This is a genomic window from Alishewanella sp. BS5-314, assembly GCF_025377695.1.
In the GTDB taxonomy this organism is placed as follows: domain Bacteria; phylum Pseudomonadota; class Gammaproteobacteria; order Enterobacterales; family Alteromonadaceae; genus Alishewanella; species Alishewanella aestuarii.
The window spans coordinates 2,050,363-2,062,990 of the sequence record NZ_JACEHJ010000002.1 but is presented as its reverse complement, the minus strand read 5'-3'; the positions used below and the strand labels follow the sequence as shown (position 1 = coordinate 2,062,990).

Here is a 12,628-nt window from a genome sequence, read left to right as displayed (position 1 = left end):
AAAAGTACAATAGCGCGTCAAATCAACTTACCCGCCTACATTGCCAGAGGAGGCTTTATGCGCAATGGCGCTTTTCTGCACCATCTACAACAACAAATCGAAGAGGTGAAAGCAGAAGGTCTGTACAAAGCAGAACGTATTATCAGCTCACAACAACAAGCCAGCGTTACCGTTGGCAGCGAGCAGGTACTAAATTTTTGTGCCAATAACTATCTGGGCCTGGCCAATAACCCCGAGCTGATTGCTGCCGCGCAGCAGGGCCTGCAAAGCCACGGCTTTGGTGTTGCTTCAGTGCGTTTTATCTGTGGTACCCAGGATATCCATAAACAGCTGGAAGCAAAAATCAGTGCCTTTTTAGGTACCGAAGATACCATCCTGTACTCTTCCTGCTTTGATGCCAATGGCGGTTTGTTTGAAACCATCCTCGGTGCTGAAGATGCGGTGATCTCGGATGCACTGAACCATGCCTCTATTATTGATGGTGTGCGGCTGTGTAAAGCCAAACGCTACCGTTATGCCAATAACAATATGGCCGAGCTGGAAGCCCAGCTGCAGCAGGCCGATGCCGATGGCGCCCGTTTTAAGCTGATTGCCACTGATGGTGTGTTCTCCATGGATGGCGTGATTGCCGATTTAAAAGCGGTCTGTGATCTGGCGGATAAATACAACGCTATGGTGATGGTTGATGATAGCCATGCCGTGGGTTTTGTGGGTAAGAACGGCCGCGGCACCCACGAATACTGTGAGGTGATGGACAGAGTCGATATTGTTACCGGTACTTTGGGCAAGGCGCTGGGCGGTGCTTCCGGTGGTTATACCTCAGGTAAAAAAGAAATTATCGAATGGCTGCGGCAGCGTTCACGGCCTTATCTGTTTTCGAACTCGTTAGCGCCTTCTATTGTCACTGCGTCAATCAAGGTGCTGGAGATGCTGGAGCAGGGCGGCGCGCTGCGGGAAAAGCTGTGGCAAAACGCCAATTATTTCCGCGAGCAGATGACGGCCGCCGGCTTTACGCTAGCCGGTAAAGATCATGCCATTATTCCGGTCATGCTGGGTGATGCCAAGGTGGCCGCCGAAATGGCGAAACGTATGCTGGCCGAGGGCATCTATGTGGTTGGCTTCTCCTTTCCGGTGGTACCGAAAGGGCAGGCGCGGATCCGCACCCAGATTTCGGCGGCACATACAAAAGAGCAGCTGGATAAAGCCATTGCGGCCTTTATCCGCATTGGTAAAGACATGGGCGTGATCGCATAAGGCGGGGCGTAATAATGAAAGCATTAGCAAAATTAAAAGCAGAACCGGGCATCTGGCAAACCGAGGTTGAGAAACCGGAAGTGGGGCCAAACGATGTGCTGATCCGGATTAAAAAAACCGCCATCTGTGGCACAGACGTGCATATCTATAAATGGGACGAATGGGCGCAGAACACCATTCCGCATGGCATGGTAGTGGGCCATGAATATGTCGGTGTTATTGAAGGCATGGGCTCAGAAGTGCGCGGCTTTAAAGTGGGTGACCGTGTCTCCGGCGAAGGCCATATTACTTGCGGTTACTGCCGTAACTGCCGCGCCGGCCGCGTCCATTTATGCCGTAATACCATTGGCGTAGGGGTAAACCGTACCGGCTCCTTTGCCGAATATCTGGTGATCCCGGCTTATAACGCCTTTAAGCTGCCGGACAATATCCCGGATAATATTGCGGCGATCTTTGACCCCTTTGGCAATGCCGTACATACCGCCCTGTCTTTTGATCTGGTGGGTGAAGATGTGCTGATCACCGGGGCTGGCCCTATCGGTATTATGGCGGCCGCGGTAGCGCGCCATGTTGGTGCCCGGCATGTGGTGGTCACAGACGTTAACCCGTACCGGCTTGAGCTGGCGCTGAAAATGGGCGCCAGCCGCGCTGTTGATGTCAGCAAACAGAACCTGAAAGACGTGATGCAGGAGCTGGGCATGACTGAAGGCTTTGATGTTGGTCTGGAGATGTCTGGTGTTCCGGCAGCCTTTAACAGCATGCTGGATACCATGAACCATGGCGGTAAGATTGCCATGCTGGGTATTCCGCCATCGACCATGGCGATTGACTGGAATAAGGTCATCTTTAAAGGCCTGGTAATTAAAGGTATTTACGGCCGGGAAATGTTTGAAACCTGGTATAAGATGGCGAGCTTAATTCAGTCTGGTTTGGATTTAAGCCCGATTATTACCCACGAAATGCCAATGGAAAACTATAAAGAAGGCTTTGAGATTATGTGCTCAGGCCAGTCGGGTAAGGTGATCTTAAACTGGTCTTAAGCCAAGGCTGGTTTTAACTAAACAGCCCCGTCCGCTGTGGCGGGGCAGTACACCTGATTACGTCCCTGCTGTTTGGCCTTATACATAGCTGCATCGGCAGCTGCCAGCAAGGCACTGAGATCATAACCCGCCTGCTCACTGTCGCTAATGCCAAAGCTGGCCGTAACCTTAAATTTTGGCTGATAACCACTGGTATCAATATCTGCCAGTGCGGTACGACAAATATCAGCCAGCATCACCGCCTGCTCGGCCGTGCAGTCTGTCAGCAGGATCACAAACTCTTCGCCACCAATACGGCCAAAAATATCGCTATGCCGGATAAAGTTGCGGCAACTTAGCACCACCTGTTGCAAGGTCCAGTCGCCGGCGGCATGACCAAAGCGGTCATTAATTTGTTTAAAGTGGTCCAAATCAAACAGGATCAGCGCTACCGGCCGCTGCGCCCGGATGCAATGGGTAATTTCCCGCTGCGCCTGCTCGGTAAAATGATAACGGTTGCTAATGCCGGTAAGTTGGTCAAACTCGGCCATTTTGCGATAACGCTTACTGCGGGTCAGGCCACGGTAGGTCAGCAAGCCAAGGATTAAACTCAGGCTACCAATCAGTAATAGCAGCAGGTAACGGTTTTCTGCCTGCTGCTGATATAAATTACGCTCCAGCGTAAGCAGCTCATTATCTTTATCCAATAGCTGGATCCGTTGCTCTTTCAGACGGGCCTCGCCACTGGCCAGCTGGTAAGCCAATTGCTGCGAGGCTTTTTCTCGGGCAATTGCCAGCTCGGTATCACGGCGTTTTTCGCTGTAGCGCAGCAGGTTGTCAAAGTTACGTTCCGCCTGCGCCAGCAGCGTTAGTACCCGGTAGGTACTCAGCACCGCCGGGTCATTGCGATCGCTTGGCAAACTTTGCTCAGCGCGCTGCGCCAGCTCACTGGCTGCAGCAAACTCGCCCTGTTGTAATAGCGCTTCTGCGGCGGCGGCGTTAAAACCTGCGGTTAAAATCGGATAATTAATCTGTTCAACCTGAGGATAATACTGCTGGTAAAACGCCAGGGCAGCCGCGGCTTGCTGTTGTTCCAGTAAATAGAACATATGGTTGCGGATAATTAGCAGCGAGAAAATAGTTTCATTGTCGCGCTCGCAGCGAGAGAGTACTTCGTTAAAATTTTTACTATAGTTATCAAAGTTAGTTGTGTGATATTCGCCTTGTAGCTTCAACGCTTGCAGCCTGCATGTGAAATTGTAGGCATTAGTTAAGTTTTGCCTGCGTTCAATTAATTGCTTCGAAATATCGTATCGTTCAATGTTATTGAACAATACGATAATTTGACCAACAAGCTGGTAGTATTCATTTGCATTATTTAATGCTGGCAATGCATTTAATAGCTGTTCAATGTTGATAAATGCATCGGTGTATCTAAAGCTCAAAGCATAGATATTTACTTTCAGTCCAGTCATTCTGAGCGATAAATGGCTATCTGGCCGCAATTCGGTTTGCTCCAGCATATCAAGAGCAGTACTAAAATCTCCCCTGGCGGTAAGGTCGTATGCTTTCAGTAAATTTAGATACTGTTGTTCAGTAGGATTTAAAGCTTCCGGTTTTAACGTGTCCGCCAGCTCAGCAAGCGTGCGTCTGAACTCAGCGAAATCTTTTAATCTCAGCTCGTCCAGAGTGCTTAGTTGCTCCGATATTGACTGCGCAGGTGCCTGATATGGCCAAAAGCTCATCAGCAGAATAACGCACAGGAGCAATGAACTTCTCATCTGTATCGGCAGCTAGCACGCGAGTTTAACGTTAGAGGGCGCTTCCTCGGGGACCTGCTCAGGAGTATCAGGCTCGTCAGGTTCAGGTTGCAATGGCTCCTCTTCAGGGGTGATGATAAAGCAGATGATTTTGTCCCGCAATAATGCCTGCTCTGCCGTATTAAGCGTAGCCAGTAGCGCAGCATTATCGGATTCGACGCTGGGCTGCCAGAGCGGCGTAAGTGCCAGGCTTAGTAGTTGCTCGGATAAAGTAGACATTAGCAGGGCTCGGTAATTAAAGGTCGATATGTCTAATGTAGGCAGTTTTTATGACAGCAGCAAGGGGCCTTTGGTTTTATTTTCGGGATTCTTCCGCCGGGTTCAGCTTAAGTGGCCGGCTTAGCCGTAAAAAGCCATCCGCTAGTTCGGCACTGACCTTAAACCCCAGCTTGGCTGCCGAATGCAGGGCGGCGAGATTTTGCTGCTGGATCCTTTTGCTCAGGGTTTCAATTCCGCCCAGACACCCGGCCTGCGCAATCAACAATCGGCTAAGTTGGGTGCCGAGCCCCTGCTGTTGCCAGGCAGGTAACAACATACGGCCAAGCTCAGCCTCGCTGGCATTGGCGCCCGGTAATAACATCGCCAGCCCGATAGCGCCCACTCCGGCCAGTTGTACCTGAAAGTACGCTGCCGGCCAGCTGGTGGTTCTCGCTGTGGTCACAGGCAAAGAGGCAGGCTGCTGCAGGTGCTGTAGCAGCGTATTAAAACGCGCCCGCGCCTGCGTTATGCTTAGTGCCGGACCGATATGCCGCATTACCTGGGGTTCGCAAAATAACGCCAGAAATAGTGGCTCGGCCGCAGGGTCAAGAGCCTGTAACGTCAGGCTGGGTTGGCTGGTGCCGTTAACGGCTAACATCTGTTGCCTGATCCAGTGCGGCCAATTGTTGCAGCAGTTCCGTATTGGCCTGTAGCGCGCTGCAGGGCGGGATCACCAGTGTGGTTTTACCGCTGACAGTGGCCTGTGCCAGCTCTGATAGAGGCAAATGCTCAATGCGGGCTTGCTGGGTCGGCAGGCTGGCCGCTTCATACAGGGTAACCTGATGTGCCGGCGGATAAAAACGGCATAAATAGTCGCTTAACAGCTGCCGGTATTGGCCGGGGGTGGCAAAGCGTGCCAGGCTGCGGTCACCGGCAACACCCAGTTGCCATAGAATAAGGTAGGCGGCGGTATCGATAGTACGCTGATAAAACATAAACTGGCTGCATTCGTACAGCTGGCAACCATAGCGACCCGGGTCAATCCCCAGATCGGCATACAGACAGTCTTCGGCTGAGATCGCCGGTAGCATCCGGCTAAAATAACCTTGTTGCTGCGCCTGTTTCACTGCCTGATGCGGTACCCAGGCAAAGACCCCCGGATGACCATAAAAGGCACCAACCACCTTTTTACCGGCTACGACTTCAGCCAGCATCGCCTCAACCATCAGCTGATAGCTATGCTGGCGTGATGGCCCCTGGTGATAATAAGGCTGTAGTGAGCGGGCGTCCGGGTGCATCTCCAGTAACCATTGCTCGGTTAACGCATCGGCCATTAGCACAAAGACCACATCGGCAGCAGCGATATAGTTGCGGCTAAGCGGGTCCAGATGGGCGCCCAGCATAATGCCGGTACCGAGGCAAATCAGACTGCCCTGCGTCATGTGGCCTCCTGGTCGCTGCGTTGTTGCTCAAGTAACTGCAAAATATCCCGGCTTTTAGTCAGTAAGCGCAGCTGGCTAAATAACTGCTGCGCCTCGGGGTATTGCAGTTTTAGGAAACTAAACCATTGCTTTACCCGGTTAGCGTAATATTTGCCTTTATCGCCGGCAATTTCAAATTCGGAATAGTGCATCAATAACGCCAGCACCTCTGGCCAGGGCAGTGGAGCGGCCTGATCACGGATATGCCGCGCCAGATTGGGCATTGCCAGTGCGCCGCGGCCAAGCATAATATCCTGGCACTGACTTTGCTGCTGACAGAGCAGCGCTTGTTCGGCATTCCAGATCTCGCCGTTGGCAACCAGCGGTATTTTTACCTGCTGCTTTATTTTGGCAATCCAGGGCCAGTACGCCGGTGGCCGGTACCCATCGCTTTTGGTGCGGGCATGGATTGCCAGGCTGCTGGCGCCGGCCTCGGCAATAGCCTTAGCATTGTCAAGCGCCAGACTGGTATCGTCATAACCGAGTCGAATTTTGGCGCTGACCGGGAACTGCGCCGGTACTGCGTCGCGCACGGCTTTTACGATCCGATACAGGGTCTCGGTTTCTTTTAATAGCACAGCGCCGCCGCGACTTTTATTCACCGCCTTGGCCGGGCAACCAAAATTCAGATCGACGCCGGGTGAGCCCAGTTCCACCGCCCGCGCTGCATTTTCGGCCAGCCAGTGTGGTTCCTGCCCCAACAATTGCACCCGTACCGGGGTGCCGGCGCGGGTTTTACCACCTTGCAGTAGTTCCGGGCACAGCCGGGTAAATACTCTCGCCGGCAGTTTTTGGTCCACCACCCGCACAAATTCGGTAATGCACAAGTCATAGCCGCCAATTTGCGTCAGCATCTCGCGCATCAGGTGATCCACCACGCCCTCCATTGGGGCCAGTACGATTTTCATTTAGTCACTGTCTTGTGGCGAGGTGGCGTGCGCATGCTGGCGTTGCCGGCGGCAGCGCTCGGAGCAGTAGCGCACTTCATCCCAGTTACGCTGCCACTTTTTGCGCCAGCTAAAAGCTAACTGGCACACCGGGCAGATTTTTTGCGGCAGGGTGGTTTTGTGGTGGGCCATAAAGCCGCCTTAAACGCTATAGATGGTGCGCAGTTCCTGGCGGTGCAACAGCTCGGCCAGCTCCGGTAATTGCAGCGGCTCCAGCTCCAGCACATCCAGAATACGGCTTTGATGCAGCTGCCATTCCGGATCCAGATTAACCTGAAACAGCTGCCGGCTTTCACCACTGAAAAATTCGGCAATTTTTAAAATGGCAAAGCGCTGATGTTCGGCTTGGTTATCGGTTTCCAGCAACAGCGCCGGGCTGTGGTGATAGGCAATAATATTACACAGTGTCTGGGTTAGACCCCAGGATTCGGCAATCAGATAGCCCAGCACTTCATGACTGGTATGAAAATGCTGCTCTTCAATACTGCTGACCGCCTGCTGTTGCAGCAAACCTTGCTGCAACACAGTGGCATATTGCGGTGCCTGTTGGCTAATCAGTGCCATGCCGGCGTTGCGGAATAACCCCAGCGAGTAACAATCGTCCTGACATTGCTGATCAAAGTTCAGCTGTTTCGCCAGTGTCATCGCCAGGGTGGCGGTATGCAGAGCATTGGTCCAGAGCTTGCGGCTAAACTCATCCTGGCGGCCTTCTTCCAGCGTAAAGCGCAGCAGTACACTGCGTACCAGCATTACCACCCGGTTTAATCCCAGATAGCGGCAGGCTTGCTCCACCGAGGTAATTTTATTGCGCAGCCCAAAGTAGGCCGAGTTGACCACCTTTAGCGTAAAGCCGGCAATACCGATATCCAGCGCAATCAGCGAAGCAATACGGTTTAAGTCCGGTTCGGCAGCATTCAGTTGTTGCTGGATATGCCGCAGTACCTGGGGTTGTGGCGGAATGGTAAAGCCCTGCAGCGCATGCTCAACCAGGCTCATATCGATTGCTTTTACCATCTGCTTTACTCCCGGTTGTGCACTTTTGGGTATGCCTTTTGTCGTGCGCCGCTAATCAGAACTAAGGATTTACGAATCGAGGTAAGGCCGGCCCAGCATTAATTGCTGTGCCAGTTGCGTTTCTGCCTGCTGATCAGTGAGCTGCAGGTCGAGAAACTGCACATCAAATTGCAGCAGGTCGTCGTCTGCTAAATGCACCGCCACCAGCTTATCCGGTACCTGATGCACCTGACGGTAGGCATTAATCGCCACCTGGGCGGCTTGCTCCATTAAGGCGAGAAAATGCCCGAGCGGATAGCGCTGAAATACCGGATCATCCAGATGCGCCCAGCCTAATAAGTCACCGCTGATGCTGCCATCGGCATGATCGGTAAACAGCATTGAAACAGCGGCGCAGCTGGGGTTTTCACCCGGGGTAAATTGTTCGGCATCCTGCTCGGAAAACAGCAGCACATAGCCAAAACCCGGGCAGCCTTCGGCATCCATTTCGTCGAACGACGGATCGTACAACAGGAACAAACGATTATCAGACATGGCGACCCCGGCTTGCTAAACAAGCGGCTATTCTACCTGAGGTCGGAGCTGCACTAAAGCCCTCTGGCCGGATCTTGTAGCGATTTAACCGCAATTGCCGGCCCGGCTAGTGGAAATCCGCAGTCAGCGGCACCGGCAGCTCCAGCAGTAACGCCAGCAGGTTAAGTAAGCCCTGCTCTGCGGCCGTTGCCGCCTGATCGGCAGCGACTGCTGCCAGGATGCTCTGCCAGACCTGTTGTTTGATTGCCGGAGCCGCACTCAGTAGCGGCCGCAATGCCTGATCCAGGCGGCTAAAGTCTACCTGAGGTGCCGTGGTATCCGCTGGCAGTTGCAGCGCATTTAGCGCGGCCTGCCAGGCTTGCTGCTGCTTATTGCTGTCACCGGCGGCGCTGGCAACGGCGCTGAGCAAGGGCAGCAGGGCGGGCAACAGGTCGGCCAGGCTTTGGCGGTTATACTGGCGAACCAGTTCTTTGCTGTCGAATTCACTGGCCACCACATGCTCCAGCAAACTTAAGTTAAGCCACTGTGCCAGATCCGGCGTGTTACCGGCCAGTTGTCGCAGTAACTTATCGAAGGCGCGGAACTCTGACTCACTCAGCTGCTTTAACGCTGGCACCGACATTTGCAACAACTGCACCTGCTGTGGCAGGGCCAGGCGTTGTACCGCATCGGAGAGTTGATCAACTTCGGCCAGCAACTGGCTGCCGCCATAGGCTTTAATCTGGGCCAGTTGGTTGGCCAGCTGCTCAGTTCTGAGTAATAGCGCACAGGCGATAGCCTGTGCCGGACGGGTTTGATGGCTGCTTTGGCTTAGCAGCACCGGGATAGCGGCCAGCATGGCGCGACGCTGGCGCTCCTGCGGTTGCTCCGGGGTCTGGGATACAGTGGGTTTGACTGGCTGTTGGCTGCTTGGATAACGGCCATTCCAGCTTGGATCCAGCCGGCGAATACGTTTTTCAAGCGGCGGATGGGTAGCAAAGATCGCCACCCAGCGGCTTAGCGCTTCGCCAAAAAATAAATGGCTGACTTCATCGGCATTGGCGTGTTGTACTTTGGCGCCGTATTGATGGCCACCGATGCGCTTTAAGGCGCCGGCAATACCGCTTGGATTACGGCTAAACTGTACCGCCGAAGCATCGGCCAGGTACTCGCGCTGCCGGCTGACGGCAGCCTTAATCAGATTACCAAAAAACGAACCGAGATAGCCGATCACGACCAGGCCAAGACCCAGCAGCATAATGGCGCCGGCACCCTCATTATTATTGCGTCTGGAGCGGGCATAGCTGGCGCCACGACCGGCGCGTAACAGGTAATAACCAAGATGGCCGATAAATAAAATGCCATTCAGTACCGCGATCAGCCGGATATTCATGCGCATATCGCCGTTCAGAATATGGCTGAATTCATGGGCGATCACGCCCTGCAGTTCGTCGCGGCTCAGTTGCTCCAGCGCCCCCTGAGTGACGCCAATAACCGCATCGGCCGGGCTGTAACCGGCAGCAAAGGCGTTAATGCCGCGTTCGGCCAGCAGATAAACCGGTGGCACCGGCAGGTTAGCTGCCAGCGCCATCTCCTCTACCACATTCAGTAACCGGCGCTGCAGCGGATCTTGTGCGTCCGGTTTCAGACGCACCCCGCCAAGCGCTTCGGCTACACTGCGGCCGCCCAGTTTCAGTTGCTGCCACTTGGCCATAATCGCCAGGCCCACCACGGCAAGTACCACCAGGCTGATGCTGCTGATCACTTCCCATGGCAGTTGTACCGGGCCACCCTGAAACAGGCTGAAACTCAGCATCACCAGCAGATTGGTCAGGATGATCAGCGCCAGCACCGCCAAAGCGAACAGCGTGATCAGGACCCGGGTATTGCGCCGGGCCAGATCCTGTTGCTGGAAGAAATTGCTCGCCATTGCTTAAAAGCTGACTTTGGGAGCCTGTTGAATTTGCGCGCTGTCAGCGAATTCCAGCAGCTTGGCATCCTGTTTGTGGCCAAAGCTGGCGGCAAAGAACATCGGCGGGAAGCTTTGTTTATAGGTGTTATATTCGGTTACCGCATCATTAAAAGCCTGACGGGCAAAAGCAACACGATTTTCGGTGCTGGTCAGCTCTTCTGACAGCTGCTGCATATTGGCGCTGGCTTTCAGGTCCGGATAAGCTTCCATCACCATACTAAAGCGGCTCATTGCACCTTGCAGCGCGCCTTCGGCCTGGGCTAACTGGCTGATGGCACCGGCATCGCCCGGGTTATTGGCGGCCACTTTCAGCCCGGCTAGCGCGGCATTACGGGCGGCGATCACGGCTTCCAGCGTTTCGCGTTCATGCTGCATATAGGCTTTGGCAGTTTCCACCAGGTTGGGGATCAGATCATAACGGCGCTTAAGTTGTACTTCGATTTGCGCAAAGGCATTCTGAAAACGGTTCTTCAGTTTAACCAGCTGGTTAAAGATGCTGATCAGGTAAAATACCACCGCCGCCAGCAAGGCCAGAATTATCAGTAACGTCATTTTAAGCTCCTTACAGGATATCAAGGTGTATTGTTAATGAAAGTTTAACCTTCTGTCCAGTGTCTGCAGCCGGATTTCGCCGGATTAGTACTAAAGTGCGGCAACCTGCGGTATGATAACGGCCTTGCACCGGGAGTAGCTATGAGTGATTTTAAACGTATTTCAGTGGCAGAAACGCTGGAGTTATTAGCCCAGCAGGCAGTAATTGCCGATATCCGCGACGAGCAAAGCTTTGCCAGTGGTCATATCGCGGGCGCCTTTCATTTGACCAACACCAGCCTGGGCCAGTTTATGCGCCAGGTGCCATTTGAACAGCCGGTGGTCGTAGTGTGTTATCACGGTAATTCCAGTCAGGGCGCGGCGCGTTATCTGGCAGAGCAGGGCTACGAACAGGTGTACAGTATGGATGGCGGCGTTGAGAGCTGGCGCACGCAACAGCCTGTTGTCAGCGGGCACAGTGACGCCTGATGCTGACTAAGGTTGCGGAGTTTCGCGCCCAGCCGGCGGCGCTGTTATTTGCCGATTACTGCACCAGTCAGGGGCTGACCGTGCAGCTGCAGCTGGAGGGCGAGCTGACACTGCTGCTGGCCGACAGCGCGCAGTTGCCGCAAGTGGAAGCCCTGTTGACGGAATTTATCCGTGAGCCGGATCATCCGCGTTATCAGGCGGCAGCCTGGCAACAGAGTAACAGTGTGCAACTGGAGCCATCGATCCGGCTGCCGTCCAAGCAGCTGTGGCGCCAACTGCCGTTAACCCTGCTGCTGGTTTTGCTGACGCTGGCGGTCTATGGCTGGCAGCAGCTGGATTTTCGTGCGGCCGCCCAGGCGCTGCTGTTAACCAATAATGCAGAGCTCTGGCGTTGGCTAACTCCGATCTTGCTGCATTTTTCGCTCTCCCATCTGGTGTTTAATCTGGCTTGGTGGGGCTTGTTGGGCGCCAAAATCGAACGTTTCAGAGGCAGTGGCTTTTTATTGCAACTGACCCTGAGCAGTGCGGTGATTTCCAATGGCTTGCAACTGGCACTGGCCGGCCCCAATTTTGGTGGCTTATCCGGGGTGGTGTATGCACTGGTGGGCTATTGCTACCTGAGTGATGTATTAAGCGGTCGTCAGCGCTATCAGCTGGGTCATGGTCTGTTTGGCTTTATGTTGCTGTGGTTGCTGCTGGGCTTTTTCGATCTGTTGTGGGTCAATATGGCGAACTGGGCGCATCTGGGCGGCTTGGGCTGTGGCTTACTCTGGGCCTGGTTAAGCCGGGACCGGCGTCATCAATAATTCAGCTGGCAGTAACGGCAGGCTCTGCCGTTACTGATACAGATATTTGGTAAACAATACATCCTGCACCATTGGCTGCCCGGTTTCCCGGCGCAGTACCTGTTGCAGCTGTTCCAGAATAATCAGTCGGATCTCTTCGCGCCCATGCAGGGATTTGACCTTCTCTTCCGATTGCTTACTCAGAATGCCGATAATGGTATCCAGGATCAGCGGCTCATGGTATTCGATGGTTTTCAGCAGCTCACGACTGGGTAACATCAGCTCTACTGACACCCGCAAGTAACCCAGGGTGCGGCGGTTTTCGGTAACATAGTTGGTGACGATATCCGGGTCAAAGCCGTAATACACCACCTCAGGCACATTTTGCTGTGCTTGGGCAGGCAGCGCTGTTAATAACAGCAGCGGTGCAAAGATCAGGGGCAGTAATACGCGCAAGGTTAGCTTTCCTCATCGGAGCGGATTTCAGATAATCATATCAGTAGTCTCTTAGTTAGGCGAATTGCCGACTTAAAAAAGTTAGGCGAATGGCCGGGTAAAGAATAGTTAAACGAATTGCCGCTTAAAAAAATTCCTGCCCTTGCTAT

General features: G+C 53.7%; 15 protein-coding genes. 4 read left to right on the top strand and 11 right to left on the bottom strand.

All coding sequences use genetic code 11. From position 1 onward, the window contains the following. The first annotated feature begins 57 nt into the window (after window positions 1-57). Together H1D31_RS14140 and tdh are read left to right on the top strand one after the other, a co-directional pair. Window positions 58-1,254 (top strand): glycine C-acetyltransferase, encoded by a 1,197-nt coding sequence (locus tag H1D31_RS14140; protein WP_261259454.1) that lies wholly within the window; start codon window positions 58-60, stop codon window positions 1,252-1,254. 14 nt (window positions 1,255-1,268) lie between these two features. After that, window positions 1,269-2,294, top strand: coding sequence for an L-threonine 3-dehydrogenase (gene tdh / locus H1D31_RS14135; protein ID WP_008984571.1), 1,026 nt, complete (start codon window positions 1,269-1,271; stop codon window positions 2,292-2,294). A 17-nt stretch (window positions 2,295-2,311) separates the two neighbouring features. On the opposite strand, the gene H1D31_RS14130 is transcribed toward tdh, so the two are convergent. From H1D31_RS14130 to H1D31_RS14085, 10 genes are all read right to left on the bottom strand, one after another. After that, complete coding sequence (locus H1D31_RS14130; protein ID WP_261259453.1) at window positions 2,312-4,018, bottom strand: GGDEF domain-containing protein; 1,707 nt, start codon at window positions 4,016-4,018, stop codon at window positions 2,312-2,314. 48 nt (window positions 4,019-4,066) lie between these two features. Continuing rightward, the gene (locus H1D31_RS14125; RefSeq protein WP_261259452.1) at window positions 4,067-4,312 is read right to left on the bottom strand and encodes a hypothetical protein; all 246 of its coding nucleotides are present in this window, start codon (window positions 4,310-4,312) and stop codon (window positions 4,067-4,069) included. 76 nt (window positions 4,313-4,388) lie between these two features. Further along, window positions 4,389-4,949, bottom strand: a complete 561-nt coding sequence (locus H1D31_RS14120; RefSeq protein ID WP_261259451.1) for a GNAT family N-acetyltransferase — start codon at window positions 4,947-4,949, stop codon at window positions 4,389-4,391. Continuing rightward, window positions 4,936-5,733 carry an SAM-dependent methyltransferase gene (locus H1D31_RS14115; RefSeq protein ID WP_008606938.1) on the bottom strand — a complete coding sequence of 266 codons (798 nt, stop codon included), beginning with the start codon at window positions 5,731-5,733 and terminating at the stop codon, window positions 4,936-4,938. The genes H1D31_RS14120 and H1D31_RS14115 overlap by 14 nt, the downstream gene beginning before the upstream one ends. After that, window positions 5,730-6,680 carry a tRNA dihydrouridine(16) synthase DusC gene (gene dusC, locus H1D31_RS14110; protein ID WP_261259450.1) on the bottom strand — a complete coding sequence of 317 codons (951 nt, stop codon included), beginning with the start codon at window positions 6,678-6,680 and terminating at the stop codon, window positions 5,730-5,732. Before dusC ends, H1D31_RS14115 begins: the two co-directional genes overlap by 4 nt. Then, window positions 6,681-6,851 carry a DUF2256 domain-containing protein gene (locus tag H1D31_RS14105; protein ID WP_261259449.1) on the bottom strand — a complete coding sequence of 57 codons (171 nt, stop codon included), beginning with the start codon at window positions 6,849-6,851 and terminating at the stop codon, window positions 6,681-6,683. It lies immediately after the preceding gene. 9 nt (window positions 6,852-6,860) lie between these two features. Continuing rightward, complete coding sequence (locus H1D31_RS14100; protein WP_039924988.1) at window positions 6,861-7,733, bottom strand: HDOD domain-containing protein; 873 nt, start codon at window positions 7,731-7,733, stop codon at window positions 6,861-6,863. Between the two features lie 69 nt (window positions 7,734-7,802). After that, a complete protein-coding gene (locus H1D31_RS14095) occupies window positions 7,803-8,267 on the bottom strand; it encodes a hypothetical protein (RefSeq protein WP_008606942.1) in 465 nt (154 codons plus the stop codon). 106 nt (window positions 8,268-8,373) lie between these two features. Beyond that, window positions 8,374-10,176, bottom strand: coding sequence for a M48 family metallopeptidase (locus H1D31_RS14090; protein WP_261259447.1), 1,803 nt, complete (start codon window positions 10,174-10,176; stop codon window positions 8,374-8,376). Window positions 10,177-10,179: 3 nt separating this feature from the next. After that, complete coding sequence (locus tag H1D31_RS14085) at window positions 10,180-10,770, bottom strand: LemA family protein (RefSeq protein ID WP_008606944.1); 591 nt, start codon at window positions 10,768-10,770, stop codon at window positions 10,180-10,182. A 141-nt stretch (window positions 10,771-10,911) separates the two neighbouring features. Between H1D31_RS14085 and glpE the strand changes: the two genes are divergently transcribed. Together glpE and glpG are read left to right on the top strand one after the other, a co-directional pair. Continuing rightward, the gene (gene glpE / locus H1D31_RS14080; protein ID WP_261259444.1) at window positions 10,912-11,238 is read left to right on the top strand and encodes a thiosulfate sulfurtransferase GlpE; all 327 of its coding nucleotides are present in this window, start codon (window positions 10,912-10,914) and stop codon (window positions 11,236-11,238) included. After that, window positions 11,238-12,044 carry a rhomboid family intramembrane serine protease GlpG gene (gene glpG / locus H1D31_RS14075; RefSeq protein ID WP_261259442.1) on the top strand — a complete coding sequence of 269 codons (807 nt, stop codon included), beginning with the start codon at window positions 11,238-11,240 and terminating at the stop codon, window positions 12,042-12,044. The genes glpE and glpG overlap by 1 nt, the downstream gene beginning before the upstream one ends. A 30-nt stretch (window positions 12,045-12,074) precedes the next feature. Here the strand turns inward: glpG and H1D31_RS14070 are convergent, their stop codons facing one another. Further along, window positions 12,075-12,479: a flagellar basal body-associated FliL family protein gene (locus tag H1D31_RS14070; protein WP_261259440.1), complete on the bottom strand. Its 405-nt coding sequence runs from the start codon at window positions 12,477-12,479 to the stop codon at window positions 12,075-12,077. Window positions 12,480-12,628 lie beyond the last annotated feature (149 nt).

Bases quoted from the DNA above. Each gene is read 5' to 3' on its own strand.
- H1D31_RS14090 (WP_261259447.1), bottom strand. From the start codon at position 10,176: ATGGCGAGCAATTTCTTCCAGCAACAGGATCTGGCCCGGCGCAATACC.
- H1D31_RS14130 (WP_261259453.1), bottom strand. From the start codon at position 4,018: ATGAGCTTTTGGCCATATCAGGCACCTGCGCAGTCAATATCGGAGCAA.
- H1D31_RS14100 (WP_039924988.1), bottom strand. From the start codon at position 7,733: ATGGTAAAAGCAATCGATATGAGCCTGGTTGAGCATGCGCTGCAGGGC.
- H1D31_RS14120 (WP_261259451.1), bottom strand. From the start codon at position 4,949: ATGTTAGCCGTTAACGGCACCAGCCAACCCAGCCTGACGTTACAGGCT.
- H1D31_RS14140 (WP_261259454.1), top strand. From the start codon at position 58: ATGCGCAATGGCGCTTTTCTGCACCATCTACAACAACAAATCGAAGAG.
- H1D31_RS14095 (WP_008606942.1), bottom strand. From the start codon at position 8,267: ATGTCTGATAATCGTTTGTTCCTGTTGTACGATCCGTCGTTCGACGAA.
- dusC (WP_261259450.1), bottom strand. From the start codon at position 6,680: ATGAAAATCGTACTGGCCCCAATGGAGGGCGTGGTGGATCACCTGATG.
- tdh (WP_008984571.1), top strand. From the start codon at position 1,269: ATGAAAGCATTAGCAAAATTAAAAGCAGAACCGGGCATCTGGCAAACC.
- H1D31_RS14085 (WP_008606944.1), bottom strand. From the start codon at position 10,770: ATGACGTTACTGATAATTCTGGCCTTGCTGGCGGCGGTGGTATTTTAC.
- glpE (WP_261259444.1), top strand. From the start codon at position 10,912: ATGAGTGATTTTAAACGTATTTCAGTGGCAGAAACGCTGGAGTTATTA.
- H1D31_RS14125 (WP_261259452.1), bottom strand. From the start codon at position 4,312: ATGTCTACTTTATCCGAGCAACTACTAAGCCTGGCACTTACGCCGCTC.
- H1D31_RS14105 (WP_261259449.1), bottom strand. From the start codon at position 6,851: ATGGCCCACCACAAAACCACCCTGCCGCAAAAAATCTGCCCGGTGTGC.
- glpG (WP_261259442.1), top strand. From the start codon at position 11,238: ATGCTGACTAAGGTTGCGGAGTTTCGCGCCCAGCCGGCGGCGCTGTTA.
- H1D31_RS14115 (WP_008606938.1), bottom strand. From the start codon at position 5,733: ATGACGCAGGGCAGTCTGATTTGCCTCGGTACCGGCATTATGCTGGGC.